Raw genomic sequence first — 26,904 nt, forward strand, 5'->3', positions numbered from 1 at the left:
GGACGACGATGAACGACAAACCAGAGACTGCCGCCCACCCAGACGCCGGCAGTGCGACCAAGCCATCCGAACAGACGGAAGAGGACTCTAGTCCGAGTACCACGACCGGCAGCTTCGCCAGCGAGCCATCGCCTGCCGGTCCTTCCCTGTTCGATCGCGTGCTCGGCCTGTTCAGGCAGCGCAACGGCACCAGCCTGCGCGAGGAGATCGCCGACGCGCTTGCCGAAACGGCGAGCGATGCCGGCGCCTTTTCGCCCGGCGAACGGGCCATGCTCAACAACATTCTGCGCCTGCGCGAGGTTCGCGTCGAGGATGTCATGGTGCCGCGCGCCGACATCGAGGCGGTCGAGATCACGACGAACCTGGGCGATCTTCTGGGACTGTTCGAGCAGTCCGGCCATTCCCGCATGCCGGTCTATTCGGAGACGCTCGACGACCCGCGTGGCATGGTCCACATCCGCGACGTGCTCGCTCACATCACCAAGCTGGCCCGCGTCAGAAAGAGCAGGACGACCAGGAAAGCCGCCCCTGCCACGCTTCTCGATCTCGCCAAGGTCGATCTCACGCGCACCATCGGCGACCTGACCCTGATCCGCCCGGTGCTTTTCGTGCCGCCGTCGATGCTCGCCTCCGACCTGATGGGGCGCATGCAGGCGATGCGCACCCAGATGGCGCTGGTCATCGACGAATATGGCGGCACCGATGGTCTGGTCTCGCTCGAGGATATCGTCGAGATGGTGGTCGGCGACATCGAGGACGAGCACGACGAGGACGAGCCGATGATCACCCAGACCGGCGAGGGCGTGTTCGTCGTCGACGGCAAGGCCGAGATCGACGATGTCGCCAAGATGATCGGCGAGGATTTTGCCGCCGGCGAGCATGGCGAATATGTCGACACGATCGGCGGCATGATCTTCAACACGCTTGGCCGGGTCCCTGCACGCGGCGAAGTGGTGCAGGCCATCCCCGGCTTCGAATTCCATGTGCTCGACGCCGATCCACGCCGCGTCAAGCGTGTGCGCATCGTGGAGACCCAGAAAAGCGAGCGCCGGCGGCGCGCCGTCCGCGCCGAGCAGGCTTGAAAGACGCCGCTCGCCCGATGATGGTCGACGATCCGTTCAAGCGCTCAACCTTGGGCTCCGGCATATTCTACAGGAATCCGCGCGCCGCCTTGATCTGGCTTGAAAAGGCTTTCGGCTTCGAGCCGAGCATGGTGGTCAGCGACGCTGATGACAGGCTCGTCCATTCCGAGATGCGGTTCGGTGACGGCTATATGATCGTCGATTCCGAATGGGCCGACCATGTAGCCAGTCCCGCGTCGGTCGCCGGCAAGAACACGCAGTCGGTTTATGTGCGCCTCAAGGACGGCCTACGGCGGGAGCCGAGATCGTCCAGGAGCCGGCTGACCAGTTTTACGGTGAACGGCAGTACAGGGCGTGCGATCCTGAAGGTCACGTCTGGACATTTTCCCAGACCGTACGCGTTGTTCCATGCGAGGAGGCTGAACGGCTGGGCGATCTGCAGATTGAAGGCTGGCACCGACTAGAATCCTCGGGCTGAATTTCAGCAATGGGTGGGAAGCGGTCTCGAACTACCGAACCAATTCGGACGCTGTCCTGAGTACTAGGAGAATGTCTGATGTCGTGGAAACTCGATGAGACCGTGGAAACATCCGCGGGCGCTGTGGCAGCGGGTCAATTTGGTAGTGGACCCGCGCTTGTGCTGGCTCACGGCTGGCCGTGGTCTTCGTTCTCATGGCATCGGATTATTCCAGATCTTGCAAGGCGGTATCGTGTCCACTGGTACGATATGCCCGGATACGGGCGATCCGACAAACGCGCGGAGCAGCGCACCTCACTCGATGTGCAAGGAGAAGTATTCGCCGAGATGCTCGCGCATTGGGACCTTGAGCAGCCCACCGTTGTTGCCCATGATTTCGGCGGAGCGACGACGCTACGGGCGCATTTGCTGCATGGCTGCGACTTCGAGCGGTATGTCCTGATGAATGTCGTTGCCATGCGCCCTTGGGGATCGGAGTTCTTCGATCATGTCGGTCGCCATGTGGATGCCTTTCTGGGCCTGCCGCCGCATATCCACAGAGCGCTCGTGGAAGCATATATCAAGGGGGCGATCGTAAATGACATCGCGCCCGGAGATTTCGAGAAACTTGTCGAGCCGTGGCTTGCCGAGGAGGGACGAGGAAGCTTCTATCGGCAATTCGCGCAAGCCGACGAAAAATATACCGCCGAAGTCGAGCCGGCGTTCGGTGATATCAGGTGTCCGGTAAAGATAATTTGGGGCAAGGACGATCCATGGATCCCGCTGGAGCGAGGCAAAGCGCTTCATACGCTGATCCCGCAGGCATCGTTCGAAACATTACCTGGCGTCGGTCACTTGCCTCAGATCGAAGCCCCGGATCTCGTGCTGGAGCGGCTGAACGCATTTCTATCACGCGCATTATAGTGATACACCGGCACGTGCGGTCTGCGCGACAATTCACATGCGACACTTATCTTGCCGGCGTCAGTCGCCCCACCTATCCAGCAGACCTAATCCGGCAGTCTGGCTGAAGCATGGCCGTTTGGAGCGTGGACTGCGGCCTGATAAATCTTCTGCCGTGATTCGCACGACTCGGAAGCATCGATGAAGCGCCTGGCCGGCCGGATAATTCTGCTGTGGGGCTGGCGCCGCGCGCTTGTGGCGTTTCTTGCCGGTGCGCTGGCGGTTCTTGCCCAGGCGCCTTATGATTTCTTCGCCGTCTGTTTCGTTTCGTTTCCGCTGCTGGTCTGGCTCCTCGACGGGGCAACCGGCGAAGCCTCCGATGGCTGGTTCCGGCATTTGCGGCCGGCCTTCGCCGTCGGCTGGTGGTTCGGCTTCGGCTATTTTCTCGCCGGATTGTGGTGGATCGGCTCAGCACTCCTAGTCGAGGCCGACAGTTTCGCCTGGGCGCTTCCCTTCGCAGTGGTCGGAATTCCGCTGGCGCTCGCCTTTTTCTATGGCTTCGCGACAGCGGTTGCCCGGCTGCTGTGGAGCAACGACATCGGCCGCATCGCCGCCCTTGCTTTCGGCTTCGGCTTGGCGGAATGGCTGCGCGACTTTCTGTTCACCGGCTTTCCCTGGAATGCCGTCGGCTACGCGGCGATGCCGGTGCCCTTGCTTATGCAGAGCGTGTCGGTGACCGGCATGGTCGGCATCAACGCGCTGGCGGTCTTCGTCTTTGCCTTGCCGGCCCTGCTTGCGGCGCGCCGGCATATCCGCCTTGGGGGTGCACTGGCTGCCGTTCTCGTCGCGGCCCATGTCGGCTTCGGCTATGTCAGGCTTGCTGCCAAGGTCGAACCCGCAACCCGCGCAATCGACGTCCGCATCGTGCAGCCGGCCGTCGACCTCAGCGAAAAGTGGGACCCTTCAGTGCCCGACCGGATTTTCGCTACACTGATGGGGCTTTCGGCCAAGGCGCCAGAGACTGGTCATGCCAAGCCGCAATTGATCCTGTGGCCGGAAACCTCCGTGCCGTTTTTTTTCGCCGAACGTCCCGATGCCCTGACCGCGCTGGGAGAGATGCTTGGCGACGGCCAGACGCTGATCGCCGGCGTCGTCCGGGAGGAAGGCGGGTCGGCGGATGATGCCGACAGGCGGTACTACAATTCGGTGGTGGCGATCGACGACAAGGGTCAAATCGCCGATGCAGTCGACAAGGTTCATCTGGTCCCCTTTGGCGAATATCTGCCTTTTGCCGACCTGCTTGGCCGCTTGGGGCTCAAACAACTCGTCGCCGGGCCGACAACCTACGCGGCGGGCAATGAGCGGCACCCGATCGCGTTGCCCGGCGGCATCCGCGTGCTTCCGTTCATTTGCTACGAAGTCATCTTTCCCGATCTGGTGGCGGTTGACGCAACGTCAGCTGAGCTTATTGTGAATGTCACGAACGACGCGTGGTTCGGTGACACGCCGGGTCCGTACCAGCATTTCAGGCAGGCGCAGATTCGTGCGGTGGAGAACGGGGTGCCATTGTTGCGTGCAGCCAATAACGGCATTTCCGCTGTCGTCGATCCGCGCGGACACATCCTCGACGCGCTGGCGATCGACGCCCGCGGAGCCATCGATGTCCACGTGCCGATTTCCAATCGAGCCATCGTTTCTTCCAGCCAAAGACGCATTAATGGACTGATGATCATGTTGCTGTTCGCTCTCGCCGCTTTCACAATGAATGTAAGGCAACGGCTACGGGCGAATTGACAGTCGACACATTAGAAACTCATACTGTAACCGCCTGAAATTTCTCGAAGTCAGCACGTCGGTTCTGTTGGGGCACTGGCCGCCGGCTTCGTTTTGGGCAGAAAAAACACAAAAAGCCGGAAAAATTCGGCGAGGAAAAAATGGCAGAAGAAAACAAGAAGAAGCCGAATCCTATCGACATCCATGTCGGAAGTCGCATCAGGCTTCGTCGCAATATGTTGGGAATGAGCCAGGAAAAGCTGGGCGAGAACCTCGGTATAACGTTTCAGCAGATACAGAAATACGAAAAGGGTACCAATCGCGTTGGCGCCAGCCGTTTGCAGGCAATCGCCTCGATACTGGGTGTGCCTGTCGCTTTCTTTTTCGAGGACGCGCCGGGCCAGGAGGCCGTGGGCAACCGCGGATTTGCCGAGGATGCATCAATGGCTTCTGCCGTCGAATTCTGCGGCAGTCCCGAAGGTCTTCAACTCAACCGGGCCTTCGTCAAGATCACCGACGTGAAGATACGCCGCAAGGTTATCGAGCTTGTGAAGGCCCTTTCCTCCGACGCAGTCGATTGATTACGCAGATTGGTCTGGGTCGATTGATCGGGTAGCCGTTGAAAAGTCGAAGATAGCGAAGCCGTCATTGCGGGCAGGCAATTTCTTGCGATCTCGCGCATCGTGAAATTTACATCCCGCAGGCGTGCAGGAGGGCGGATCGATTTTGCTCGACAGCCATGCTCAAAGTCTTTCTCCATCAACGTGTTGAAGCTAAAGCACGTGCTGGAGCCAAGCAGGCTGGCGGCATCCTGCCGGCGGTCAAAGTGGTACAAGATAATGGTGCCCACCGCTTGACGAGCGCTGCTCGACACAGCTAACACGTGGCGCGCCAATCGGCAGCGTGCCGATGATTTTTCAAGAGGGGACACCCGTGACGCGGCAAAACTATCTATTCACCTCGGAATCCGTTGCCGAGGGTCATCCCGACAAGGTCTGCGACCGTATCTCCGACGAGATCGTCGATCTGGTCTATCGCGAGGCCAGAAAGACCGGCATGGACCCCTGGAAGGTCCGCGTCGCCTGCGAAACGCTGGCGACCACGAATCGCGTCGTCATCGCCGGCGAGGTGCGCGTCCCCGAGACCCTGCTCAAGAAGGACAAGGGCGGCAACATCCTGATGGATGCCGCCGGTCATCCGCTCGTCAATCCGGCCAAGTTCAAGTCGGCCGCCCGCAAGGCGATCCGCGAAATCGGCTATGAACAGGCTGGTTTCCACTGGAAGACGGCAAAGATCGAGGTTCTGCTGCATGGCCAGTCGCCGGATATCGGCCAGGGCGTCGACAATGCCTCCGACCGGCAAGGCGAGGAAGGGGCCGGCGACCAGGGTATCATGTTCGGCTATGCCTGCCGCGAGACCCCGGATCTGATGCCGGCGCCGATCTACTACAGCCACAAGATCCTCGAACTGCTGGCCGCCGCGCGCCATGAAGGCAACGGCGATGCCGGCCGGCTCGGGCCGGACGCCAAGAGCCAGGTCACCGTCCGCTATATCGACGGCAAGGCGGCGGAAGTGACGCAGATCGTGCTGTCCACCCAGCATCTCGACGCCAACTGGGATTCGAAGAAGGTTCGCAACGTCGTCGAACCCTATATTCGCGAGGCGCTGGGCGACCTGAAGATCGCCGACAGCTGCAACTGGTACATCAACCCGACAGGCAAGTTCGTCATCGGCGGGCCCGACGGCGACGCCGGCCTGACCGGGCGCAAGATCATCGTCGACACTTACGGCGGTGCTGCGCCTCATGGCGGCGGGGCTTTTTCCGGCAAGGACACCACCAAGGTCGACCGTTCCGCGGCCTATGCGGCCCGCTACCTCGCCAAGAACGTGGTGGCGGCGAAGCTCGCCGATCGCTGCACCATCCAGCTTTCCTACGCCATAGGCGTGGCCCAGCCGCTGTCGGTCTATGTCGACCTGCACGGCACCGGCAGGGTCGATGAGGCAAAGCTCGAGCAGGCGCTGCGCACCGTGATGGATCTGTCGCCGTCCGGCATCCGCCGCCATCTCGATCTCAACAAGCCGATTTATGCCAAGACGTCGTCTTATGGTCATTTCGGCCGCAAGGCCGGCCGCGACGGGTCCTTCTCCTGGGAAAAGACCGACCTCGCCAAGGCTCTGAAGGACGCACTCGCCGAAGCGCCTGCCGAAGCAGTCGCGGCCTAGCCGCGGCGTCCATAGATCCGGAAGACATGGATCCGAAAGACCGGCCAAGCCGTGCGACCGAAGCATTTTTCGGTCGCCGGCGCGGCAAGGCCATCCGTCCGCAGCAGGCAGCGGCACTGGAAAGCGGTTTTAGCACTTACCGGCTTGATCTGACGGCCGGACCGCCGGCCGACTTGCGCAGCCTGTTCGAAGCCGATGTCCGCGCCATTCATCTCGAAATTGGTTTTGGTGGCGGCGAGCACCTGCTGCATCGGGCGACGGCGGCTCCTGAGACCGGTTTTGTCGGCGTCGAGCCTTTCGTCAACGGCATGGCCAAGATGATGATGGCGGTCAGGGAACGGCCGCTTGCCAATCTTCGGGTCTATGACGACGACGCCACGCGCCTGCTCGACTGGCTCCCGCAAGCCTCGCTCGACGGCATCGACCTTCTCTATCCCGATCCCTGGCCGAAGAAGAAACACTGGAAGCGCCGCTTCGTCAGTCCGGTCAATCTCGACCGTTTCGCGCGCGTGCTGAAGTCAGGCGGAACATTCCGCTTTGCGTCCGATATCGATAGCTATGTGAACTGGACGCTGCTGCACTGCCGGGCACATGAAGCGTTTGCGTGGCAGGCTGAAGAGGCAGCCGACTGGCAGCGGCCCTATAAGGGTTGGCCGGGTACACGCTACGAGGCGAAGGCCGTTCGCGAAGGCCGGCGGCCAGCCTACCTCACCTTCGTCCGAAGATAGTCCTATTCAAAGCGCGCCTAGCGCACTTTGCCGTCGACGAGGACCAGAGATGTCCTCGTCCCTGCGTCGCCGGACTTAGACTTAGAAGCGGCCGATCTTGTTGAAGGCGGCCGGATCCATGCCGAGATTGCGCAGATCGCGTGCGCGCGGCTTGCGGCCGGCTTCGACGGCGTGCGAAGCGGCGACGGCGCTGCCGAAGACGGTGAAGAAATCGCCGATGGCCGAGAAAACCTTGCGGTTGGTCATGATTATGCCCTTTCGCCTGCTGCAATGCGTGATTGATTTTGTGCAACGCAACATAGATAGGCGCGTACTGCCTGATATCACAGGGACGTTGGCGCATGGCCGCCATGCGCCCTGTGCAACGCTGCCGCCCCCGACAGTTTCGCCCACCCTGCATGCGGACGATTCATCTGCTTACCGACACGGACTGCATGCGGGCTTGAAACGACGGCTGCGATCGTCTATATCAGGCTCAAATTCTTGGTCGGTATGGCGAAGAGTGGGTCCACCCGGTCCCGCTCTTTTTTGTTACCTTCCGGCCGCCGACGAAGCGACAGGAATAGAATGACGGCAACGGTACCCGACAGCGACGACCGCATCATCCGCGAAAGCGGCATCGATGCGCGCATCGCGCTGATCGTGCAGCCGGTTCTGCGTGCCATTGGCTTCCGCCTTGTCAGGGTGCATCTGACGGGCCAGAACGGGCTGACGCTGCAGATCATGGCCGAACGCGAGGACGGCACCATGACCGTCGAGGATTGCGAAGAGGTCAGCCGGGCGGTGTCGCCGGCGCTCGATGTCGATGATCCGATCGAAAAGGCGTATCATCTCGAAGTGTCGTCGCCGGGAATCGACCGGCCGCTGGTCCGCAAGTCGGATTTCGCGACCTGGACGGGCCATCTGGTGAAGATGGAAACCTCGGTCCTCGTCGCCGACCGCAAGCGCTTCAAAGGCAAGATCGCCGAGAGCGACGCGGACGGCGTGCTGATCGAGCGCGACAAGGCGGCCTATGGCGAACAGCCGACGGTGCGTGTGCCCTACGATTCGATTGCCGAAGCACGGCTGATCCTGACCGACGACCTTATCCGCGACGCACTGTCGAAGGACAACAGGGCGCGCAAGGAAGCCAAGAAGCGCCGCGGCGAGCCCGAAGACGCGCCAGAGAGCGTAGAAGCGGGCGTAGAAGATGAAACCGAACAGGAAATGTGATTGGGCTGCCGGGCGCAAAGGCTCGGCAACAAGCTCGGGAGAAAAAAGATGGTTGTAAGCGCAAACAGGCTTGAACTGCTGCAGATCGCCGATGCGGTCGCGCGTGAGAAGTCGATCGACAAGTCGATCGTCATCGCCGCCATGGCCGATGCGATCCAGAAGGCGGCGCGCTCGCGCTATGGCCAGGAAACCAACATCCGTGCCGACATCAATCCGAATACCGGCGAGATGAAGCTGCAGCGGCTGATGGAAGTGGTGGAGAAGGTCGACGACTATGCGACGCAGATCGCCATATCCTCGGCGCGTGAGCGCAATCCCGACGCCCAGCTCGGCGACTTCATTGCCGAACAGCTGCCGCCGATGGATTTCGGCCGCATCGCCGCGCAGTCGGCCAAGCAGGTCATCGTGCAGAAGGTGCGCGAGGCCGAGCGTGACCGCCAGTACGACGAGTACAAGGACCGTATCGGCGAGATCGTCAACGGTACTGTCAAACGCGTCGAATACGGCAACGTCATCGTCGATCTCGGCCGCGGTGAGGCGATAATCCGTCGCGACGAGCTGATCCCGCGCGAAAATTACAAATATGGCGATCGCGTCCGCGCCTATGTCTATGACGTGCGCCGCGAGCAGCGCGGTCCGCAGATATTCCTGTCGCGCACCCATCCGCAGTTCATGGCGAAGCTGTTCACCATGGAAGTGCCGGAAATCTACGACGGCATTATCGAGATCAAGTCGGTCGCCCGCGATCCGGGTTCGCGCGCCAAGATCGCCGTCATCTCGCGTGACAGTTCCATCGATCCGGTCGGCGCCTGTGTCGGCATGCGCGGCAGCCGCGTTCAGGCGGTGGTCGGCGAATTGCAGGGCGAGAAGATCGACATCATTCCGTGGTCGCCTTCGGCCGCTTCCTTCATCGTCAACGCGCTGCAGCCGGCGGAAGTCGCCAAGGTCGTGCTCGACGAGGACGCCGAACGCATCGAGGTCGTGGTGCCGGACGACCAGCTGTCGCTGGCCATCGGCCGCCGCGGCCAGAACGTCCGGCTCGCCTCGCAGCTCACCGGCTGGGATATCGACATCCTGACCGAGCAGGAAGAGAGCGAGCGACGCCAGAAGGAGTTCGTCGAACGCTCGGCTCTGTTCATGGATGCGCTCAACGTCGACGAGATGGTCGGCCAGGTGCTCGCCTCCGAAGGCTTCACCAGCGTCGAGGAAGTCGCCTATGTCGATGCCGACGAGATCGCGTCGATCGATGGCTTCGACGAGGACACCGCCTCGGAAATCCAGGCTCGCGCCCGCGAATATCTGGAGAAGATCGAAGCCGAGCATGACGAGAAGCGTAAGGCGCTCGGCGTCAAGGACGAGTTGCGTGAGATTCCAGGCGTGACCACCGCCATGATGGTGACGCTCGGCGAGGATGGCGTGAAGACGATCGAGGATTTCGCCGGCTATGCAGCCGATGATCTGACCGGCTGGAAGGAACGCAAGGACGGCGAGACGAAGGTATTCCCGGGCGTGCTCGCCAATCACGGCGTGTCGCGGGCCGATGCTGAACAGATGGTTCTGGCTGCTCGCCTCAAGGCCGGCTGGATCACCGAAGACGAGCTTGCAGCCGAAGACGTGCCGGCTGACGAAGCCGTTGGTGCGTGAGGTGAAACCGCATCGCACACAAGCCGCCCTTGGACGAGATGAACGATCGCACTTGCATCGTCACGCGCAGACAGGCCGAACCGGATGAACTGATCCGTTTCGTCGTCGGCCCGGATTCGGCCGTCGTTCCGGATATCAAGAAAAACCTGCCCGGACGCGGTTGCTGGGTGACTGCCGACCGCCTACATATCGACAAGGCGGCAGCGAAAAACCTGTTCGCTCGCGCCTTCAAGGCGCAGGTGACCGTGCCGACCGATCTCGGCGACATGGTCGACGGGCTGCTTTCCAGATACGCTCTGGGCATGCTCGGTCTTGCCCGCAAGGCAGGCGCGATCGCGCTCGGCGCCACCAAGGTCGAGAGCGCGGTGCGTGGCGGGCTGGCGCTTTTCGTGTTGCATGCGACCGAGGCGTCAGATGACGGCGTCCGCAAGATCAGCCAGGCGCGACGGGCAACCGTCCACCTCGGTGGCCCCGCCATCCTTGCCTACAAACTTTTCTCCGAGGCCGAGTTGAGCTTGGCATTGGGGGGTACAAATGTGATACATGCTGCCGTTCTCGCGGGAGACGCGGGCAGGGCGGTCCAGAAGCGCATGGTTGCGCTCGACCGGTATCGGGGCGGTTCCCCGGACGATCTGGCAATGCTTGCGGCCGTTGCTGACGAAGATGATGCCGCAGAGGATATGGAATGAGCGATACGAAATCGGGCGACGACAAGACGTTGAGTGTTACGCCGAAGAAGACTTTGACGCTGAAGCGCCCCGGTACGGAACAGGGCACCGTGCGCCAGAGCTTCTCGCATGGCCGCACCAAGGCGGTCGTGGTCGAGACCAAGAAGCGCAAGTTCTCGCTGCCCGGTGACAAGCCGGAGCCGGCTGCTGCCCCTGTGTCCGTCTTCACCCCGAAGCCACCGGTCGCGGCAGCGCCGGTTGTGCAGGAAGCGCCCAAGGCGCCGCCGCCTCCGCCGCCGGTCGAACGTGGCGGCATGGTGCTGAACCAATTGTCGCGCGATGAAATGGAGGCGCGCCGCCGGGCTCTTGAGGGTTCGAAGGTGCGCGACGTCGAGGATCGCCAGCGCGCCATCGACGAGGCCAAGCGCCGCGCCGAGGATGAAGAGCGCCGCCGTCGCGAGCGCGAGGAATCCGCGCGCCGCCAAGCCGAGGAAGAAGCCCGGCTGCAGGCCGAGGCCGAGTCCCGCCGGCGTGCCGAGGAAGAGGCGCGCCGCCGCGCGCCGCTGACTGCCGAACTGGCGACAGTCGACGACGAGGACATCAAGCCGAAGCGGACCGGCGCCGGCGCCCCGGTGCGCCGTCCGGTCACGCCGGAAGTGGCGCGTCCGGCCAAGCCGACCAAGGGCGAGGAAGATCGCCGCCGCGGCAAGCTGACGCTGAATGCCGCACTTTCCGATGAGGATGCGCGTGCGCGTTCGCTGTCGTCGATGCGTCGGCGCCAGGAGAAATTCAAGCGCGCGCTGCATAACGAACCGCGCGAGAAAGTCATGCGCGAAGTGATACTTCCCGAAACCATCACCATCCAGGAACTGGCGCAGCGCATGTCCGAGCGCGCCGTCGATGTGGTCAAGTTCTTCATGAAACAGGGCCAGATCCTGAAGCCGGGCGACGTCATCGACGCCGACACGGCCGAACTGGTCGCTACCGAATTCGGCCACACGGTTCGCCGCGTCGCCGAGTCCGACATCGAGGAAGGCCTCTTCAACATCGCCGATCGTCCCGAGGATCTCGAGCCGCGTCCGCCGGTGGTGACCATCATGGGCCATGTCGATCACGGCAAGACGTCGCTGCTCGATGCCATCCGCAATGCCAATGTTGTGTCCGGCGAGGCCGGCGGCATCACCCAGCATATCGGCGCCTATCAGGTCGAGAAGAACGGTAACAAGATCACCTTCATCGATACGCCCGGCCACGCCGCCTTCACGGCAATGCGCGCCCGTGGCGCTCAGGCGACCGACATCGCCATCCTGGTAGTGGCGGCCGACGACAGCGTGATGCCGCAGACGATCGAATCGATCAGCCATGCCAAGGCGGCCGGCGTTCCGATCATTGTGGCGATCAACAAGATCGACAAGCATGACGCCGACCCGCAGAAGGTGCGCTCGGAACTACTGCGCCACGAAGTCTTCGTCGAATCGATGGGCGGCGAGGTGCTGGACGTCGAAGTGTCGGCGACCAAGGGCACCAATCTCGACAAGCTGCTCGAAGCGATCCTGCTGCAGGCCGAAATCCTCGACCTGAAGGCCAATCCGGACCGCACCGCCGAGGGCGTCGTCATCGAAGCTCAGCTCGACAAGGGCCGCGGCCCCGTCGCCACGGTGCTGGTCCAGACCGGCACGCTGATGCCTGGCGACATCCTCGTTGCCGGTAACGAATGGGGCCGGGTGCGCGCGCTGGTCAACGACCGTGGCGGGCAGATCAAGGAAGCGCCGCCGGCGATGCCCGTGGAAGTGCTCGGTCTGCAGGGAACCCCGCAGGCCGGCGACCGCTTCGCCGTCGTCAACAACGAGGCCCGCGCCCGCGAGATCACCGAATATCGCCAGCGTCTGGCGCGTGAGAAGGCGGTGGCCAAGCATGCCGGCCAGCGTGGTTCGCTCGAACAGATGATGTCGCAACTGCAGACGAGCGGGCTGAAGGAATTCCCGCTGGTCATCAAGGGCGACGTGCAGGGCTCGATCGAGGCGATCAGCGCAGCGCTGGACAAGCTCGGCACCGACGAGGTGCGTGCGCGCATCGTTCATGCGGGCGCCGGCGGCATCACCGAAAGCGATGTCTCGCTGGCGGAAACCTCGGGCGCCGCAATCATCGGCTTCAACGTTCGCGCCAATGTGCAGGCGCGTGCGGCGGCTGCGGCCGCAGGCATCGAGATCCGCTATTACTCGATCATCTACAACCTCGTGGATGACGTGAAGGCGGCGCTGTCCGGCCTGCTGTCGCCGGAGCGTCGCGAGACCTTCATCGGCAATGCCGAGATCCTCGAGATCTTCGACATCACCAAGGTCGGCAAGATCGCCGGCTGCCGTGTCACCGAAGGCAAGGTCGAGCGCGGTGCGGGCGTTCGCCTGATCCGCGACAACGTCGTCATCCACGAAGGCACGCTGAAGACGCTGAAGCGCTTCAAGGACGAAGTTGCGGAGGTTCCGGGTGGCCAGGAATGCGGCATGGCCTTCCAGAACTACGAAGACATGCGCGTCGGCGACGTCATCGAGTGCTTCCGCGTCGAGATGGTGACCAGGACGCTCTGAGCTGAGTTCGAGCAACTTGAGTTCGAGCATTTACAGACCGGGCGGTGGTCGAAAGGCTGCCGCCTAAACCATGATCCCGAAAAGTGGTATCCGGTTTTCGGAGAAGATCATGGTCAACAAAAAATAGAGCCTGATCCATTCCGATTTCTATCGGGATGGATCAGGCTTTAAAGCATATGAGACATGCGGCGCGGTCCCATCCCGTGCCTCACGATTTCAGGATAGAGAAAAATGCCCCGTTCAACCACGTCAGGTCCATCCCAGCGCATGCTTCGCGTCGGCGAGCAGGTGCGGCATGCGCTGTCGGAAACCTTGCAACGTGGCGAGATCCTCGATCCGCTGATCGAGAATTCGGTGGTTTCGGTCTCGGAGGTGCGCATGTCGCCCGATCTGAAGATCGCCACCGCTTTCGTCTCGCCGCTTGGCGCCAGTGATGCCGATGCGGTGGTCGAGGCGCTCAACAAGCATGCGAAATTCGTGCGCGGCCGCGTTTCCGGCGCGCTCCGGCAGATGAAGTACATGCCGGAATTCCGCTTCCGGCTCGACACCAGCTACGACAATTTCCAGAAGATCAACGAATTGTTGCACTCGCCCGAAGTGGCGCGCGATCTCGGCCCAGACGCCCAGATCGGCGACCAGAACAAAGACAACGACAAGGACGAAAAATAGTGGCGCGTCGCGGCAAGAAGAAGGGTCGGCCGATCTCCGGCTGGCTGGTGCTGGACAAACCCGTCGGCATGGGTTCGACCGAAGCCGTCTCCAAGATCAAATGGCTGTTCCAGGCGGAAAAGGCCGGCCATGCCGGCACGCTCGACCCGCTCGCTTCCGGCATGCTGCCGATCGCGCTCGGCGAAGCGACCAAGACCGTCCCCTATGTCCAGGATGGCGCCAAGGTCTACCGCTTCACGGTTGCCTGGGGTGAGGAGCGTTCGACCGATGACCTCGAAGGGCCGGTGACGAAAAGCTCCGACCAGCGTCCGGCTGAAGCCGATGTGCTTTTGCTGATGCCGAAATACACCGGCGTCATCATGCAGACGCCGCCGCAATTTTCGGCCATCAAGATCGCCGGCGAGCGCGCCTATGATCTTGCCCGCGACGGCGCGACGGTCGACATTCCGGCGCGGGAAGTCGAGATCGGCCGCCTCGACCTGATCGAGCACAGTGCTGACAGCACCATTTTCGAGGTCGAATGCGGCAAGGGCACCTATGTCCGCTCGCTGGCCCGCGACATGGGCCGCGATCTCGGCTGTTTCGGTCACATCGCCGAACTGCGCCGGATCGAGGTCGAGCCGTTCACGCAGGAAGACTTCGTCACCATCGCCGAGCTGGAAGCCGCCCGCTTCGGCGAACAGCCCGATGAGGGTTCGGATTCAGCGGACACGGTGCCGGTCGACTTCGACGCCATCGACGCGTTTCTGGTCGACACGTCAGCCGCGCTCGACTGCCTGCCGCAGATCGCGATCAGCGACGACGCGGCAACAAAAATCCGCCTCGGCAACCCGGTCATTATCCGTGGCCGCGACGCGCCGGTGGAAGCCGAGGAAGCCTGCGCCACGGCGCGCGGCAAGCTGGTCGCCATCGGCGCCATCGAGCAAGGCATGTTCAAGCCGAAGCGGGTCTTTGCCGGCTGAGCCCCCTCGTCTAATCTCGATCAGAGGTACATTCGAGGGGCACATGGCAAAGGCCGAGACGATCAGGAAGCGGGCGCCGGTGACAGCACGGCGGCCGCCGATCGGCGCATCACCAGGCACACTGATCGCCGACCCTGCGGCGCGGCGCAGCGAACTGCGACTGACACTGATGTCGCCCGACAAATTCGAGACAATCGAAGATGCCAGCATCAACGACCTGAATGCTCATTGCAACGCATGGCCGGTCATCTGGCTCGATTGCACTGGTCTCGCCAACATCCCGCTGATCGAGGAGATCGGCCGGATTTTCAGCCTGCATCCGCTGGCGCTGGAAGACGTCGTCAACACCGGCCAGCGGCCGAAGGTGGACTTCTTCGAGGACCATGCCTTCGTCGTCGTCAGGATGATCGACGACGTCACCGCGCATCGCTACGAGCAGATCGCGGTCTTCTTCGGCAGGAACTTCGTCGTCACCTTCCAGGAGCGCGAAGGCGATCCGTTCGATCCCGTGCGCAAGCGCATCGAAAGCTCGATGCCCAACCGGCTGCGCTCACGCGGCGCCGACTATCTCGCCTATGCGCTGATCGACGCCATCGTCGACAGTTATTTCCCGCCGATCGAGTCCGCCGGCGATTTGGTCGACAGCATCGAGGACCAGATGCTGCGCGCGGCGGACAAGCACCAGATGCGGCGGCTTCACGAGTTGCGGCGCGACGCCAATGTGCTGAAGGGGGTGCTTTGGCCGATGCGCGACGCGCTGGCGACGCTGATCCGCAACGACGTGCCCTACGTCAAGCCCGAGACCAAGATCTTCCTGAACGACACGCTCGATCACTCGCTTCGGCTCATCGAACTGGTCGAAACCCAGCGCGACATGCTGACCGGTCTGATCGAGATGCATCTGTCGCTGAGTCAGGCACGCACCAGCGACGTCATCAGCTATCTGACGATCGTCTCGGTGATCTTCATCCCGCTCACCTTTCTCGCTGGCGTGTGGGGCATGAACTTCGACCCCGAAGCCTCGCCATGGAACATGCCGGAGCTGAAGGCCCAATACGGCTATCCGGCAGCGCTGGTGTTCATGGCCGTTGTCGCGCTCGGGCTTGTCGCCTTCTTCAGATGGAAGAAGTGGCTTTAGCCGAGGCGAAATCTTCGTTTGTGCAGCAAAAAGCCGGCTTGTGAATTGGGCTGGTGTTTTTGCCTGAATTGCCCTATATGCGCCGCAGCATCGTGCAATGCCACGTTGCTTGTACCGGCCCCTGCTGGACGACATCCCGGCCGAGGGCGTCCCGTTTCCTCAAACAGATAAGGAAAAACACGATGTCGATTACTGCCGAGCGCAAGAAGGAATTGATGGGTGAATTCGCAACCGCCAAGGGCGATACCGGGTCTCCGGAAGTCCAGGTGGCCATCCTTTCCGAGCGCATCAAGAACCTGACCGACCATTTCAAGGACCACAAGAAGGATAACCATTCCCGCCGTGGTCTGCTCGCTCTCGTCTCCCAGCGCCGCAGCCTGCTTGATTATCTCAAGCGCAAGGACGACGCGCGCTATCAGACGCTGATCGAGAAGCTCGGTCTGCGCCGTTGACGAATTGACCGGCGGGTTCTTTCGAGAGCCCGCCGGTCGCGCATTGGAGCAGTCCATTGCTCCAATGAAGGAAGTAGAGCGCCGCGCTTCGATTTGGACGCGCACATGGGACGCTCTGAAACTTTGAATTTGCGCAAGGCATTTCCGAGAGCCGCGGTTCTCGGGTCGTGCGCAAGGCCAGTCGGATCGATTGGCCAGACCCGGTTTCGAGATAGCACAGGGCCATTCGAAACCGCCCATGGACGGTCATGGGGCAGGATTGCAGGACGCTCGCGCGGCACCCGCGCCGGATTTACCCGAGCTTCCCGTTGTCTTGCCCGTGGCTGCCCGAGAACGAAGCCAAGGGAAAGGGGCATTCGCGCACGGTGAAATGGCGCGGCCCTTTCCGCATATGAAGGACAAGACATGTTCAATCACCACAAAGTGGAAATCGAATGGGGCGGCCGTCCGCTCATCCTCGAAACCGGCAAGATTGCGCGCCAGGCTGACGGCGCGGTGCTCGCCACCTACGGCGAAACCAAGGTTCTCGCCACCGTCGTTTCGATGAAGGAACCAAAACCCGGCCTCGACTTCTTCCCGCTGACCGTCAACTACCAGGAAAAGACCTATGCCGCCGGCAAGATCCCGGGCGGCTATTTCAAGCGCGAAGGCCGTCCGAGCGAAAAGGAAACGCTGGTTTCCCGTCTCATCGACCGGCCGATCCGCCCACTCTTCGCTGACGGTTACAAGAACGACACGCAGATCGTTGTCACCGTGGTCCAGCATGATCTCGAAAACGACCCGGACATCCTGTCGATCGTCGCCACCTCGGCGGCTTTGACGCTGTCCGGCGTCCCTTTCATGGGTCCGATCGGCGGCGCCCGCGTCGGCTACATCAACGGCGAATATGTGCTCAATCCGCATGTCGACGAGATGCAGGAATCCAAGCTTGACCTGATCGTCGCCGGCACCTCCGACGCCGTGCTGATGGTCGAGTCCGAAGCCAAGGAACTCGGCGAGGATCTGATGCTCGGCGCCGTCATGTTCGGCCATCGCGGCTTCCAGCCGGTGATCGACGCCATCATCAAGCTGGCAGAAGTCGCCGCCAAGGATCCGCGTGACTTCACCGCGCCGGATTATTCGGCGCTTGAAGCCGAGATGCTGAAGATCGTCGAAAGCGAGCTTCGCGATGCCTACAAGATCACCGACAAGCAGAAGCGCTATGCCGCCGTCGACGCCGTCAAGGCGAAGGTCAAGGCTGCGTTCGCACCCGCCGAAGGCGAAGAAGCCAAGTATACGTCCGAGCAGATTGGCACCGTGTTCAAGGAGCTCCAGGCCAAGGTCGTGCGCTGGAACATCCTCGACACCGGTTCGCGCATCGACGGCCGCGATCTGAAGACGGTTCGCAAGATCGTCTCCGAAGTCGGCGTCCTGCCGCGCACCCACGGCTCGGCGCTGTTCACCCGCGGCGAGACCCAGGCGCTGGTCGTCGCCACGCTCGGCACCGGCGAGGACGAGCAGTATGTCGATTCGCTGACCGGCATGTACAAGGAAAAGTTCCTCCTTCACTACAACTTCCCTCCCTATTCGGTCGGTGAAACCGGTCGCATGGGGTCGCCCGGCCGCCGCGAGATCGGCCACGGCAAGCTCGCCTGGCGCGCGATCCGCCCGATGCTGCCGACATCGGACCAGTTCCCCTACACGCTGCGCGTCGTTTCGGAGATCACCGAGTCCAACGGCTCGTCGTCGATGGCTACCGTCTGCGGCACCTCGCTGGCGCTGATGGATGCCGGTGTGCCGCTGGCCAAGCCGGTCGCCGGCATCGCCATGGGCCTGATCAAGGAAGGCGAGCGCTTCGCGGTGCTCTCCGACATCCTCGGCGACGAGGACCATCTCGGCGACATGGACTTCAAGGTTGCCGGCACCGCCAACGGCATTACCTCGCTGCAGATGGACATCAAGATCGAGGGCATCACCGAGGAGATCATGAAGATCGCGCTGGATCAGGCCAAGGACGGCCGCCAGCATATCCTCGGCGAAATGGGCCATGCGCTGTCCGGCGCGCGCTCCGAACTCGGCGAATTCGCGCCGCGCATCGAGGTCATGCACATCCCGACCGACAAGATCCGCGACGTGATCGGCTCGGGCGGCAAGGTCATCCGCGAGATCGTCGAAAAGACCGGCGCCAAGATCAACATCGAGGACGACGGCACGGTCAAGATCGCTTCGTCCAACGCCAAGGAGATCGAGGCGGCGAAGAAGTGGATCCACACCATCGTCGCCGAGCCGGAAGTCGGCGAAATCTACGAGGGCACGGTCGTCAAGACCGCCGACTTCGGCGCTTTCGTTAACTTCTTCGGTCCGCGTGACGGCCTCGTCCACATCTCGCAGCTCGCCAATGATCGCGTCGCCAAGACTTCGGACGTCGTCAAGGAAGGCGACAAGGTCTGGGTCAAGCTGATGGGCTTCGATGAGCGCGGCAAGGTCCGCCTGTCGATGAAGGTTGTCGACCAGGCCACCGGCAAGGAAATCGCCCGCGACAAGAAGGCCGACGGCGAAGAAGACGCCGCCTGAGCGATCTGACCGTACAATCGAAACGGGCGCGCCGACAGGTCGCGCCCGCTTTCATTTTCTGGTCAAGCCAGCTGCACTTCGAGATCGAAAAATGTCCGCCGAGCCGCTGAAGACACTGTTCCATCCGTTCGAGGCCGAGGCTGTTGCCTTGCCGCGTAAGGGCGAGCGTGTCCTCTTTCTGGGCGCTGAGCCGGGCTTCCGCCTGCCCGAAGGTTTTGATGCAGCACTGCATCTGGTGCAAGGCTTCCGGCCGCACTTTCGCGCGCTGCAGGCGGCCGGTTTCACCGTCACGCCGCGCCTGGAGGGCGAAGGTTTCGATGCGGCATTGGTGCTTGCCGGCCGCCATCGCGGGCAGAACGAATTGCGCATCGCCGAGGCGATTGAGCGTGTGCGGCCGGGCGGATCGATTGTCGTTGCCGGCGCCAAGGACGATGGCATTGCCAGCCTGCGCAAGCGCATCGACGAGCTTGTGCCGCTCGACGGCCATTTGCCGAAACATCACGGCATCGCCTTCTGGTTTCATCAACCTGCCGATGCCGCGGTCGCAGCGGCACTTCGCGCCGCCAATCCAGCCCTTCTGGTCGAGGATCGGTTCCGCACCGCACCAGGCATGTTTTCTTTCGACAAGATCGATGCAGGTTCGAGATTGCTGGTCGACAATCTGCCCGGCGACCTGCGTGGCAGCGTTGCCGATTTCTGCGCCGGCTGGGGCTATGTGGCGGCCGAGGTCGCCGCCCGCTCACCTGGCATATCGGCGCTCGATCTCTACGAGGCCGAGTTCGATGCGCTGGAGGCGGCGAAATTCAATATCGGCAACACAGCGGCGGAACCCGGTTTCTTCTGGATCGATCTTTTGAGCGAGCCGGTCGAGCGGCGCTATGACGCCGTCGCCTTGAACCCGCCCTTCCATCGCAGCCGGGCGGCCGAGCCCGAGATCGGCGCCGGCATGATCCGCGCCGCGGCAAAGGCGCTGAAGCCGGGCGGTCGGCTGTTCATGGTGGCGAACCGCCAGCTTCCCTACGAGCCGGTGCTGGCGGCCGCCTTCTCCAGCCATGCCGAGATCGCCCGCGACGGCATGTTCAAGATTTTCGCGGCGCGCCGCTGAAGGCTGGTTCACGGGGACCAATGCATGTCGCGCAAAAGTGCGCAGCGGTTTTGCGATAACGACATGCATAAACAAGAACTTAAAGCGCATGAATCCATTCAAACGCGACGCGCTTTAAGGCATCTTCTGCGGCCGAATTACTCTCGTCCGCTGTCGGTCCGCTTCAGCTCGTCGAGCGCCGGCATCGAGACGATGTGGTAGCCGGAATCGACATAGTGGATTTCGCCGGTGACGCCCGACGACAGGTCGGACAGCAGATAGAGCGCGGAACCACCGACTTCGTCGATGGTCACTGTGCGGCGCAGCGGCGAATTGCGCTGCTGGTAGGAAAACATGTGGCGTGCGTCGGAAATCCCGGCGCCGGCCAGTGTCCGCACCGGTCCGGCGGATATGCCGTTCACCCTGATGCCGCGCGGGCCGTAGTCGTTGGCGAGATAGCGGACGCTGGCTTCAAGCCCGGCCTTGGCGACGCCCATGACGTTGTAGTTCGGCATGACGCGGACCGAACCGGCATAGGTCAGTGTGATCATCGAGCCGCCGTCCTTCATCAGCGCGGCCGCATGACGGGCGACCTCGGTGAAGGAATAGCAGGAGATGACCATGGTGCGGACGAAATTGTCGCGGCTGGTGTCGGCGTAAAGGCCTTTCAGCTCGTTCTTGTCGGAAAAGCCGATGGCGTGGACGACGAAGTCCAGGCCGCCCCAGGCCTCGCCCAAGGTCTCGAAGGTAGCGGCAACCGATGCGCTGTCCTCGACGTCGCAAGGCACGACCAGCGAGGAGCCGAGCTTGTCGGCGAGCGGCTTGACCCGGCGCCCGAAGGCTTCGCCCTGATAGGTGAAGGCGAGTTCCGCCCCATGTTCGGACAGTTTCCGGGCGATGCCCCAGGCGATCGAATGGTCGTTGGCGACACCCATGACAAGCCCGCGCTTGCCCTTCATCAATCCGTCCATGGCGGCAGTCCTTATGCGGAATAGCGCTGGAAAATCAGCGTTGCGTTGGTGCCGCCGAAACCGAACGAGTTGGACAAGACGGTGTCGATCCTGGCATCGTCGATGCGCTCTCGCACGATCGGCATACCCTCGAATTCCGGATCGAGCTGCTCGATATGGGCGCTCTCGCCGATGAAGCCGCCTTGCATCATCAGGATCGAGTAGATCGATTCCTGCACGCCGGCCGCACCCAGCGAGTGGCCGGTCAGTGATTTCGTCGAGGTGATGAACGGCATGTTTTCGCCGAACACCTCGCGGATCGCGCCCATTTCCCTGGAATCGCCGACCGGCGTCGAGGTGCCGTGCGTGTTGATGTAGTCGACCGGCGAAGAGACGGTCGCCAGCGCCTGCCGCATGCAGCGCACCGCGCCTTCGCCCGAGGGCGCCACCATGTCGAAGCCGTCCGAGGTCGCGCCATAGCCGACGACCTCGGCGTAGATCTTGGCGCCGCGCGCCTTGGCGTGCTCGAGCTCTTCCAGGACCAGCACGCCGGCGCCGCCGGCAATGACGAAGCCGTCGCGATCGACGTCATAGGCGCGCGAGGCAGCCGATGCCCGGTCGTTGAACTTGGAGGACATGGCGCCCATCGCGTCGAACAGGTCCGACATCGTCCAGTCGAGATCCTCATGGCCGCCGGCGAAGATCATGTCCTGCTTGCCCCACTGGATCAGTTCGTAGCCATTGCCGATGCAATGCGCCGAGGTCGAGCAGGCCGAAGAGATCGAATAATTGACGCCGTGGATCTTGAACCAGGTGGCGAGCGTCGCCGAAGCGGTCGACGACATCGCCTTCGGCACCGCGAACGGGCCGATTCGCTTGGGGCTGCCGTTCTTGAGCGTGGTTTCAGCGGCTTCGACGATGGTTCTGGTCGATGGTCCGCCCGATCCCATGACGATACCTGTGCGCTCATTGGTGATGTCGCTCTCGCCAAGTCCAGCGTCCACGATAGCCTGGTCCATGGCGACATGGTTCCAGGCCGCACCTTGCGACAGGAAGCGCATGGCGCGGCGATCGATCAGCGCCGAGGGGTCGAGCGTCGGCGCTCCCCAGACCTGGCAGCGGAAGCCGTGTTCGGCGAAGGAATCGGAGAAGCTGATGCCGGATCTGGCATCATGCAGCGAGGCCTGCACCTCGTTGGCATTGTTGCCGATCGACGACACGATGCCGAGGCCTGTCACTACGACCCGTCTCATTCGCAACTCCTTCCAGCGCATGAACCCGAAACCTGCCGGACAAGGATGCGCAAATTAAGTTCTACAGCTTCCTTTGCGCCTCCCGCGGGCTCGCCGCGCTGCGCAGGCGCCGGTCAGGCGGCGGCCGATTGCTTGGACAGACCCACCTTGAGATCCGTTGCTGCGTATATGGGTTCGCCATCCGCCTTCAGCCAGCCGTCAGCGATACCCAGCACCAGCCGGCCGCGCATCACGCGCTTGAAATCCACGCCATATTCTACCTTCTTGACCGACGGCGTCACCATGCCTTTGAATTTCACTTCGCCGGTCGACAGCGCCATGCCCTTGCCCGGCTCGCCGAGCCAGCCGAGGTAGAATCCCGTCAATTGCCACATGGCGTCGAGGCCCAGGCATCCCGGCATGATCGGGTTGCCGATGAAGTGGCAGGCGAAAAACCACAGGTCCGGCTTGATGTCGAACTCGGCGCGGATGAAGCCCTTGTCGAAGGCGCCGCCAGTCTCGCTGATTTCGGTGATGCGGTCGAACATCAGCATCGGCGGATAGGGGAGCTGGGCGTTTCCAGGTCCGAACAGCTCGCCGCGGGCGCAGGCAAGCAGTTCCTCGTAATCGTAGCTGGATTTCGAAACCGCCATCAGTCTCCGTCCCCAATAATCATCCGGGCGGTAGCGCGCCCTTGTCGTTGGTTCCTAGCACAATCTATTTCCGGCCGGAAACCGGCGTTTGCGCTTAACCTGCCCGCCTGCCACGGTCAATGCGCGCTATTGATCGTATTCGGCCGACAGAATATATGTCGGGGGATGTCCAGGTTCGGTCAATGTTCGTTTTTTGCCGTTCTGGGCAGCTCTTGAGGCGAATCTTGAGCTTGGACGGATAGATGGATCTGGGCTGCCGGAAGGAAAATGTCGCTGTGGACAAGCGGGTTCGCGAAGCTGGCCTGAGGCCGACGCGTCAGCGCATTGCGCTGGCCGATCTGCTTTTTGCCAAAGGCGACCGCCATCTGTCGGCCGAGGAACTGCACGAGGAGGCGATCGCCGCCGGCGTGCCGGTATCGCTCGCCACCGTCTACAACGCCCTTCATCAATTCACCCAGGCGGGCCTTCTGCGCATCCTGGCCGTCGAGGGGTCGAAGACCTACTTCGACACCAACACCTCCGATCACCATCATTTCTACATTGAGGGCGAAAACAGGATTTTCGACATCGCCAGCGGTCCTGTCACGGTTTCCAACCTGCCGGAGCCACCGGAGGGGATGGAGATCGCCAATGTCGATATCGTCGTGAGGCTGCGTCCCAAACGCTGCGAGTGATCGGCTCGTCATAAGGCCGCGAGATACCGTTTCGCCGGTATCGGCCTCCGGACTCGATCGGCAAGAAGAGTCAGTCCTTGACGCGTTCGCCGGGATAGGCGCCCCAGACCAGCGACTGGGCGAGCCAGCCGGTGTGGCCATTGAAGGTCATTTCGCACCACTCGCCGTCACAGGACTTGATCGTGCCCATGGCGCCCGGCTCGACGATTGCGACGATGCCGGCATCCTTTTGCGGGTCGTCGAGAAGGTTGATTCGGGCATCCTTGCCGCGCTGCCAGGGTGCTACGATCGCCGTGCGGCGACCGGAAAGCAGCGACTGGTTGATCCAGCCTTCCGAGCCGTCGGCATCGCGCACCCGACGCCAGGTGTCGAATTCCTGAATGATCTCCATCGGCAGGCCGGGCTTCATATACATCCAGTCGACGGAATAGTTGACGCCTGGTCCGACGCGGGAGTTGACGCGGCCGGCTTTCAGGCTGACGAAGCGCGGCAGCGGCAGGCCGCTCGGCCCGAGCGTGACGCTCTGGGTCGGTGCTGCCGCATTCTGTGCCACCACATCCGGGGAATAAAGCAGAGCGCCGAGAAATGCTGCGCTGAGGGCCAGGCGGAGCGACGCGAAACCAGACACTTTCGTTCCCTTTCGGCGCCGGCTCATCGGCCTTGGCGCCCCCTTTTTCTTTGTCTTCGGCGGAACCTCTTGTTACATGGAGAACTGGCACCGCGACCGGCCTGCAGTTTCGCCTGTCTTGGTTAAAGAGGTCTCAACGAGGTCGGGTTCGAGGAAACAATGGTAGGCAGAAAAAGGCCCCTCGTCGTCATCACGCGCAAGCTGCCCGACCCGGTCGAGACCCGCATGCGTGAGCTGTTCGACGCCCGGCTGAATGTCGAAGACCGGCCGATGACGCAGCCGGAACTGGTCGCGGCGGTCAAGGAAGCCGACGTGCTGGTGCCGACCATAACCGATCAAATCGACGCGGCGCTGATCGCTCAGGCCGGCGACAACCTCAAGCTGATCGCCAATTTCGGCAACGGCGTCGACAAGATCGACGTGTCAGCAGCAGCGAAGAAGGGCATTACCGTCACCAACACGCCGAACGTGCTGACCGAAGATACCGCCGACATGACCATGGCGCTGATGCTGGCGGTGCCGCGGCGGCTGGCGGAAGGCGCCAATGTGCTGACCGGCGACAAGAAATGGGCCGGCTGGTCGCCGACCTGGATGCTCGGCCGGCGTATCTGGGGCAAACGCCTCGGCATTGTCGGCATGGGCCGCATCGGCACCGCCGTCGCCCGGCGGGCCAAGGCGTTTGGCCTGTCGATCCACTATCACAACCGCCATCGCGTGCTTGCCGCGGTCGAGGATGAGCTGGAGGCGACCTATTGGGAAAGCCTCGACCAGATGCTTGCCCGCATGGACATCATTTCGGTCAATTGTCCGTCGACGCCGGCGACCTTCCATCTGCTTTCGGCGCGGCGGCTGGCGCTTCTGCAACCGTCCGCTTACATCGTCAACACGGCGCGCGGCGACATTATCGACGAGGACTCTCTGGTCAAGCTGATCCAGGACGGCAAGATTGCCGGCGCCGGGCTCGACGTCTACGAGCATGAGCCGGCGCTGAACAGCAAATTGCTGAAGCTCGCCGCCAAGGGCAAGGTCGTGCTGTTGCCGCATATGGGGTCGGCGACGCTCGAAGGCCGGATCGACATGGGCGAGAAGGTGATCATCAACATCCGCGCCTTCTTCGATGGCCATCGGCCGCCGGATCGCGTACTGCCGCTGCGGACGTGACCGGCTGCCATCTTAAATTAGCGTATACTTACAAAAGCACCTTGCGCATGGTGATCGAGGTCGGTCGGTCATAGCCACTGTGCGCCGTCCGTTTCGTTTCGCGAAAGCCAAGGCGGGCAAAGGCCGCGTGATTCCCGGTCAATTCGATCCGCGTCTGAAGCTCGATCGCAGGCTTGCCGCGGTCGCGGGCAAGGTCCTCGACAGCTTGCATCAGCCGCCTGGCAATGCCTTGTCCCTGAAAGTCCGGTTCGACCGCGAGCTTTCCGACATAGAAATCGTTGGCCCGCTCGAGGACAAAAACGCAGCCGACAATCCTGCCGTCGTTCAGCGCCGCAAAGCCCGTCTCCTGCCGGGCCTTGTCGCGGAGATTCTCGACCGTAAGCCGATGCGCTGACGATGGCGGATCGATGACGCCGTCCATGGCAGCGAAGGCGCGCATGATCAGCGCCAGCACCTCGTCCCAACGCTCGAAATCGGCCGGAAGCTGCGCGACGGAAACCAGGCTGCCCAAAATCTAGCTGCTCTTGTAGCGGATCGTGTCGAAGCGCGCGGCCAACGCATCGTAAAGCAGCAGCCGGCCGACCAGCGGCTCGCCGATGCCGGCGATCAGCTTGATCGCCTCCATGGCCTGCAGCGTGCCGACGACGCCGGTCAGCACGCCGAGCACGCCGGCCACGGCGCAGGATGGCACCAAGCCGGCCGGCGGTGGTTCCGGGAAAAGATCGCGATAACTCGGATTCGGCCTGCCGTCGGTGCCGGTCTCGAACGGTTTCAGCACGGTCACCGAGCCGTCGAAGCGGCCGACGGCGGCATGGACCAGCGGCCGCTTTTCCGCGGCGCAGGCGTCGGCCACCGCATAACGGGTTTCGAAATTGTCGGAGCCGTCGACGACGATGTCATAACCGGCGACTAGGGCAGGGGCGTTGTCCGCCGTCAGCCTGAGATTGTGTAGTTCCACGGCGACGTTGGGGTTGATGCTGGCGATCGCCGCCTTGGCACTGTCGGTCTTCGCCATGCCGACAGCGCCGGTGCCGTGGATCACCTGCCTTTGCAGGTTCGACAGCGAGACGCTGTCGTCGTCGACGATGCCGAGCGTGCCGACGCCGGCTGCGGCAAGATATTCAAGCACCGGCGCTCCCAGCCCGCCGGCGCCGACGACCAGGACCCGAGCCCGCTTCAGTCGCTGCTGGCCGGCGCCACCGATCTCGGGCAGCACGATGTGGCGGGCGTAGCGTTCGAGTTCTTCGTCGGTGAGCGCGGTGGTGATCATCGCCGGACCATATAGCGGGAGAAAAACCTTGTCAGGCGGTAATGCACGTTGCCAAAGCCTGCCATCGGCTTGGCCATCGGGGTGCGCAGCGGTTGAATGGTGAATAGTGAATAGTGAATAGTAAACAGTGAATAGTGAATAGTGAATAGTGAATAGTGAATAGTGAATAGTGAATAGTGAATAGTGAATAGTGAATAGTGAAT

The 26,904-nt window shown here is 62.4% G+C and carries 26 protein-coding genes and 1 pseudogene; 19 read left to right on the top strand and 8 right to left on the bottom strand.

Annotated elements, in window-relative coordinates:
- Nucleotides 1-8: 8 nt before the first annotated feature.
- The 7 genes and pseudogenes from AC0L3O_RS29555 (at nucleotide 9) to trmB (ending at nucleotide 7,166) form a co-directional block, all read left to right on the top strand.
- Nucleotides 9-1,082, top strand: coding sequence for a hemolysin family protein (locus AC0L3O_RS29555; protein ID WP_023802107.1), 1,074 nt, complete (start codon nucleotides 9-11; stop codon nucleotides 1,080-1,082).
- 17 nt (nucleotides 1,083-1,099) lie between these two features.
- Nucleotides 1,100-1,560 (top strand): annotated as a pseudogene (locus AC0L3O_RS29560) (VOC family protein).
- 78 nt (nucleotides 1,561-1,638) lie between these two features.
- Nucleotides 1,639-2,463, top strand: coding sequence for an alpha/beta fold hydrolase (locus AC0L3O_RS29565; RefSeq protein ID WP_473617398.1), 825 nt, complete (start codon nucleotides 1,639-1,641; stop codon nucleotides 2,461-2,463).
- A 180-nt stretch (nucleotides 2,464-2,643) separates the two neighbouring features.
- Nucleotides 2,644-4,236 carry an apolipoprotein N-acyltransferase gene (gene lnt / locus AC0L3O_RS29570; protein WP_287258261.1) on the top strand — a complete coding sequence of 531 codons (1,593 nt, stop codon included), beginning with the start codon at nucleotides 2,644-2,646 and terminating at the stop codon, nucleotides 4,234-4,236.
- Between the two features lie 140 nt (nucleotides 4,237-4,376).
- A complete protein-coding gene (locus AC0L3O_RS29575; RefSeq protein WP_023802110.1) occupies nucleotides 4,377-4,796 on the top strand; it encodes a helix-turn-helix domain-containing protein in 420 nt (139 codons plus the stop codon).
- Nucleotides 4,797-5,124: 328 nt separating this feature from the next.
- A complete protein-coding gene (gene metK, locus AC0L3O_RS29580; RefSeq protein ID WP_287175352.1) occupies nucleotides 5,125-6,438 on the top strand; it encodes a methionine adenosyltransferase in 1,314 nt (437 codons plus the stop codon).
- A 26-nt stretch (nucleotides 6,439-6,464) separates the two neighbouring features.
- A complete protein-coding gene (gene trmB / locus AC0L3O_RS29585; RefSeq protein ID WP_091599999.1) occupies nucleotides 6,465-7,166 on the top strand; it encodes a tRNA (guanosine(46)-N7)-methyltransferase TrmB in 702 nt (233 codons plus the stop codon).
- Between the two features lie 81 nt (nucleotides 7,167-7,247).
- Here the strand turns inward: trmB and AC0L3O_RS29590 are convergent, their stop codons facing one another.
- The gene (locus AC0L3O_RS29590) at nucleotides 7,248-7,412 is read right to left on the bottom strand and encodes a hypothetical protein (protein ID WP_095517012.1); all 165 of its coding nucleotides are present in this window, start codon (nucleotides 7,410-7,412) and stop codon (nucleotides 7,248-7,250) included.
- Between the two features lie 321 nt (nucleotides 7,413-7,733).
- Here AC0L3O_RS29590 and rimP point away from each other — a divergent pair, with 321 nt between their 5' ends.
- From rimP to AC0L3O_RS29640, 10 genes are all read left to right on the top strand, one after another.
- Nucleotides 7,734-8,378, top strand: a complete 645-nt coding sequence (gene rimP, locus AC0L3O_RS29595) for a ribosome maturation factor RimP (RefSeq protein WP_128174033.1) — start codon at nucleotides 7,734-7,736, stop codon at nucleotides 8,376-8,378.
- A 48-nt stretch (nucleotides 8,379-8,426) separates the two neighbouring features.
- Nucleotides 8,427-10,022, top strand: coding sequence for a transcription termination factor NusA (gene nusA / locus AC0L3O_RS29600; protein WP_023802116.1), 1,596 nt, complete (start codon nucleotides 8,427-8,429; stop codon nucleotides 10,020-10,022).
- 38 nt (nucleotides 10,023-10,060) lie between these two features.
- Nucleotides 10,061-10,711, top strand: coding sequence for an RNA-binding protein (locus tag AC0L3O_RS29605; protein WP_287175350.1), 651 nt, complete (start codon nucleotides 10,061-10,063; stop codon nucleotides 10,709-10,711).
- Complete coding sequence (gene infB, locus AC0L3O_RS29610) at nucleotides 10,708-13,275, top strand: translation initiation factor IF-2 (protein ID WP_023802118.1); 2,568 nt, start codon at nucleotides 10,708-10,710, stop codon at nucleotides 13,273-13,275. Before AC0L3O_RS29605 ends, infB begins: the two co-directional genes overlap by 4 nt.
- Before the next feature lie 231 nt (nucleotides 13,276-13,506).
- Nucleotides 13,507-13,944 (top strand): 30S ribosome-binding factor RbfA, encoded by a 438-nt coding sequence (gene rbfA, locus AC0L3O_RS29615; protein ID WP_128169859.1) that lies wholly within the window; start codon nucleotides 13,507-13,509, stop codon nucleotides 13,942-13,944.
- Nucleotides 13,944-14,906: a tRNA pseudouridine(55) synthase TruB gene (truB, locus tag AC0L3O_RS29620; protein WP_287217761.1), complete on the top strand. Its 963-nt coding sequence runs from the start codon at nucleotides 13,944-13,946 to the stop codon at nucleotides 14,904-14,906. The genes rbfA and truB overlap by 1 nt, the downstream gene beginning before the upstream one ends.
- A gap of 43 nt (nucleotides 14,907-14,949) precedes the next feature.
- Nucleotides 14,950-16,044, top strand: coding sequence for a magnesium/cobalt transporter CorA (gene corA, locus AC0L3O_RS29625; RefSeq protein WP_473535842.1), 1,095 nt, complete (start codon nucleotides 14,950-14,952; stop codon nucleotides 16,042-16,044).
- A 77-nt stretch (nucleotides 16,045-16,121) separates the two neighbouring features.
- Complete coding sequence (rpsO, locus tag AC0L3O_RS29630; RefSeq protein ID WP_274609416.1) at nucleotides 16,122-16,496, top strand: 30S ribosomal protein S15; 375 nt, start codon at nucleotides 16,122-16,124, stop codon at nucleotides 16,494-16,496.
- 405 nt (nucleotides 16,497-16,901) lie between these two features.
- Nucleotides 16,902-19,049, top strand: a complete 2,148-nt coding sequence (pnp, locus tag AC0L3O_RS29635) for a polyribonucleotide nucleotidyltransferase (protein ID WP_473535841.1) — start codon at nucleotides 16,902-16,904, stop codon at nucleotides 19,047-19,049.
- Between the two features lie 91 nt (nucleotides 19,050-19,140).
- Nucleotides 19,141-20,154 carry a class I SAM-dependent methyltransferase gene (locus tag AC0L3O_RS29640; RefSeq protein ID WP_473535840.1) on the top strand — a complete coding sequence of 338 codons (1,014 nt, stop codon included), beginning with the start codon at nucleotides 19,141-19,143 and terminating at the stop codon, nucleotides 20,152-20,154.
- A 137-nt stretch (nucleotides 20,155-20,291) separates the two neighbouring features.
- On the opposite strand, the gene fabI is transcribed toward AC0L3O_RS29640, so the two are convergent.
- The 3 genes from fabI to fabA form a co-directional block, all read right to left on the bottom strand.
- Nucleotides 20,292-21,104 carry an enoyl-ACP reductase FabI gene (fabI, locus tag AC0L3O_RS29645; protein WP_023802125.1) on the bottom strand — a complete coding sequence of 271 codons (813 nt, stop codon included), beginning with the start codon at nucleotides 21,102-21,104 and terminating at the stop codon, nucleotides 20,292-20,294.
- Between the two features lie 11 nt (nucleotides 21,105-21,115).
- Nucleotides 21,116-22,336 (bottom strand): beta-ketoacyl-ACP synthase I, encoded by a 1,221-nt coding sequence (gene fabB / locus AC0L3O_RS29650; protein WP_023802126.1) that lies wholly within the window; start codon nucleotides 22,334-22,336, stop codon nucleotides 21,116-21,118.
- A 113-nt stretch (nucleotides 22,337-22,449) separates the two neighbouring features.
- On the bottom strand, nucleotides 22,450-22,968 hold the full coding sequence (fabA, locus tag AC0L3O_RS29655) for a 3-hydroxyacyl-[acyl-carrier-protein] dehydratase FabA (protein WP_023802127.1): 519 nt from the start codon (nucleotides 22,966-22,968) through the stop codon (nucleotides 22,450-22,452).
- A gap of 242 nt (nucleotides 22,969-23,210) precedes the next feature.
- On the opposite strand from fabA, the gene irrA reads away from it, so the two are divergent.
- Nucleotides 23,211-23,642, top strand: a complete 432-nt coding sequence (gene irrA, locus AC0L3O_RS29660) for an iron response transcriptional regulator IrrA (RefSeq protein ID WP_023802128.1) — start codon at nucleotides 23,211-23,213, stop codon at nucleotides 23,640-23,642.
- A gap of 70 nt (nucleotides 23,643-23,712) precedes the next feature.
- Here irrA and AC0L3O_RS29665 read toward each other — a convergent pair whose 3' ends face one another.
- Entirely contained in the window at nucleotides 23,713-24,270 is a 558-nt protein-coding gene (locus AC0L3O_RS29665; RefSeq protein WP_473535839.1) for an SH3 domain-containing protein, read from the bottom strand.
- 159 nt (nucleotides 24,271-24,429) lie between these two features.
- Between AC0L3O_RS29665 and AC0L3O_RS29670 the strand changes: the two genes are divergently transcribed.
- Nucleotides 24,430-25,431: a 2-hydroxyacid dehydrogenase gene (locus AC0L3O_RS29670; RefSeq protein ID WP_023802130.1), complete on the top strand. Its 1,002-nt coding sequence runs from the start codon at nucleotides 24,430-24,432 to the stop codon at nucleotides 25,429-25,431.
- A 28-nt stretch (nucleotides 25,432-25,459) separates the two neighbouring features.
- On the opposite strand, the gene AC0L3O_RS29675 is transcribed toward AC0L3O_RS29670, so the two are convergent.
- From AC0L3O_RS29675 to AC0L3O_RS29685, 3 genes are all read right to left on the bottom strand, one after another.
- The gene (locus tag AC0L3O_RS29675; RefSeq protein ID WP_287281055.1) at nucleotides 25,460-25,942 is read right to left on the bottom strand and encodes a GNAT family N-acetyltransferase; all 483 of its coding nucleotides are present in this window, start codon (nucleotides 25,940-25,942) and stop codon (nucleotides 25,460-25,462) included.
- Between the two features lie 3 nt (nucleotides 25,943-25,945).
- Entirely contained in the window at nucleotides 25,946-26,701 is a 756-nt protein-coding gene (locus tag AC0L3O_RS29680) for a molybdopterin-synthase adenylyltransferase MoeB (RefSeq protein WP_473535838.1), read from the bottom strand.
- Nucleotides 26,698-26,904, bottom strand: a 207-nt coding sequence (locus AC0L3O_RS29685) for a hypothetical protein (protein WP_473617401.1), incomplete at its 5' end; no start/stop codon positions are given. The genes AC0L3O_RS29685 and AC0L3O_RS29680, both read right to left, overlap by 4 nt.

It is taken from the genome of Mesorhizobium sp. WSM4810, from assembly GCF_055811235.1.

Excerpts from the sequence above, each read along its gene's own strand:
- AC0L3O_RS29565 (WP_473617398.1), top strand. The coding sequence starts at position 1,639 with ATGTCGTGGAAACTCGATGAGACCGTGGAAACATCCGCGGGCGCTGTG.
- fabI (WP_023802125.1), bottom strand. The coding sequence starts at position 21,104 with ATGGACGGATTGATGAAGGGCAAGCGCGGGCTTGTCATGGGTGTCGCC.
- AC0L3O_RS29575 (WP_023802110.1), top strand. The coding sequence starts at position 4,377 with ATGGCAGAAGAAAACAAGAAGAAGCCGAATCCTATCGACATCCATGTC.
- AC0L3O_RS29680 (WP_473535838.1), bottom strand. The coding sequence starts at position 26,701 with ATGATCACCACCGCGCTCACCGACGAAGAACTCGAACGCTACGCCCGC.
- AC0L3O_RS29605 (WP_287175350.1), top strand. The coding sequence starts at position 10,061 with ATGAACGATCGCACTTGCATCGTCACGCGCAGACAGGCCGAACCGGAT.
- fabB (WP_023802126.1), bottom strand. The coding sequence starts at position 22,336 with ATGAGACGGGTCGTAGTGACAGGCCTCGGCATCGTGTCGTCGATCGGC.
- rbfA (WP_128169859.1), top strand. The coding sequence starts at position 13,507 with ATGCCCCGTTCAACCACGTCAGGTCCATCCCAGCGCATGCTTCGCGTC.
- rpsO (WP_274609416.1), top strand. The coding sequence starts at position 16,122 with ATGCGCCGCAGCATCGTGCAATGCCACGTTGCTTGTACCGGCCCCTGC.
- pnp (WP_473535841.1), top strand. The coding sequence starts at position 16,902 with ATGTTCAATCACCACAAAGTGGAAATCGAATGGGGCGGCCGTCCGCTC.
- rimP (WP_128174033.1), top strand. The coding sequence starts at position 7,734 with ATGACGGCAACGGTACCCGACAGCGACGACCGCATCATCCGCGAAAGC.
- irrA (WP_023802128.1), top strand. The coding sequence starts at position 23,211 with ATGGATCTGGGCTGCCGGAAGGAAAATGTCGCTGTGGACAAGCGGGTT.
- lnt (WP_287258261.1), top strand. The coding sequence starts at position 2,644 with ATGAAGCGCCTGGCCGGCCGGATAATTCTGCTGTGGGGCTGGCGCCGC.
- metK (WP_287175352.1), top strand. The coding sequence starts at position 5,125 with ATGATTTTTCAAGAGGGGACACCCGTGACGCGGCAAAACTATCTATTC.
- AC0L3O_RS29640 (WP_473535840.1), top strand. The coding sequence starts at position 19,141 with ATGTCCGCCGAGCCGCTGAAGACACTGTTCCATCCGTTCGAGGCCGAG.
- infB (WP_023802118.1), top strand. The coding sequence starts at position 10,708 with ATGAGCGATACGAAATCGGGCGACGACAAGACGTTGAGTGTTACGCCG.
- trmB (WP_091599999.1), top strand. The coding sequence starts at position 6,465 with ATGGATCCGAAAGACCGGCCAAGCCGTGCGACCGAAGCATTTTTCGGT.
- AC0L3O_RS29555 (WP_023802107.1), top strand. The coding sequence starts at position 9 with ATGAACGACAAACCAGAGACTGCCGCCCACCCAGACGCCGGCAGTGCG.
- nusA (WP_023802116.1), top strand. The coding sequence starts at position 8,427 with ATGGTTGTAAGCGCAAACAGGCTTGAACTGCTGCAGATCGCCGATGCG.
- corA (WP_473535842.1), top strand. The coding sequence starts at position 14,950 with ATGGCAAAGGCCGAGACGATCAGGAAGCGGGCGCCGGTGACAGCACGG.
- fabA (WP_023802127.1), bottom strand. The coding sequence starts at position 22,968 with ATGGCGGTTTCGAAATCCAGCTACGATTACGAGGAACTGCTTGCCTGC.
- AC0L3O_RS29590 (WP_095517012.1), bottom strand. The coding sequence starts at position 7,412 with ATGACCAACCGCAAGGTTTTCTCGGCCATCGGCGATTTCTTCACCGTC.
- AC0L3O_RS29670 (WP_023802130.1), top strand. The coding sequence starts at position 24,430 with ATGGTAGGCAGAAAAAGGCCCCTCGTCGTCATCACGCGCAAGCTGCCC.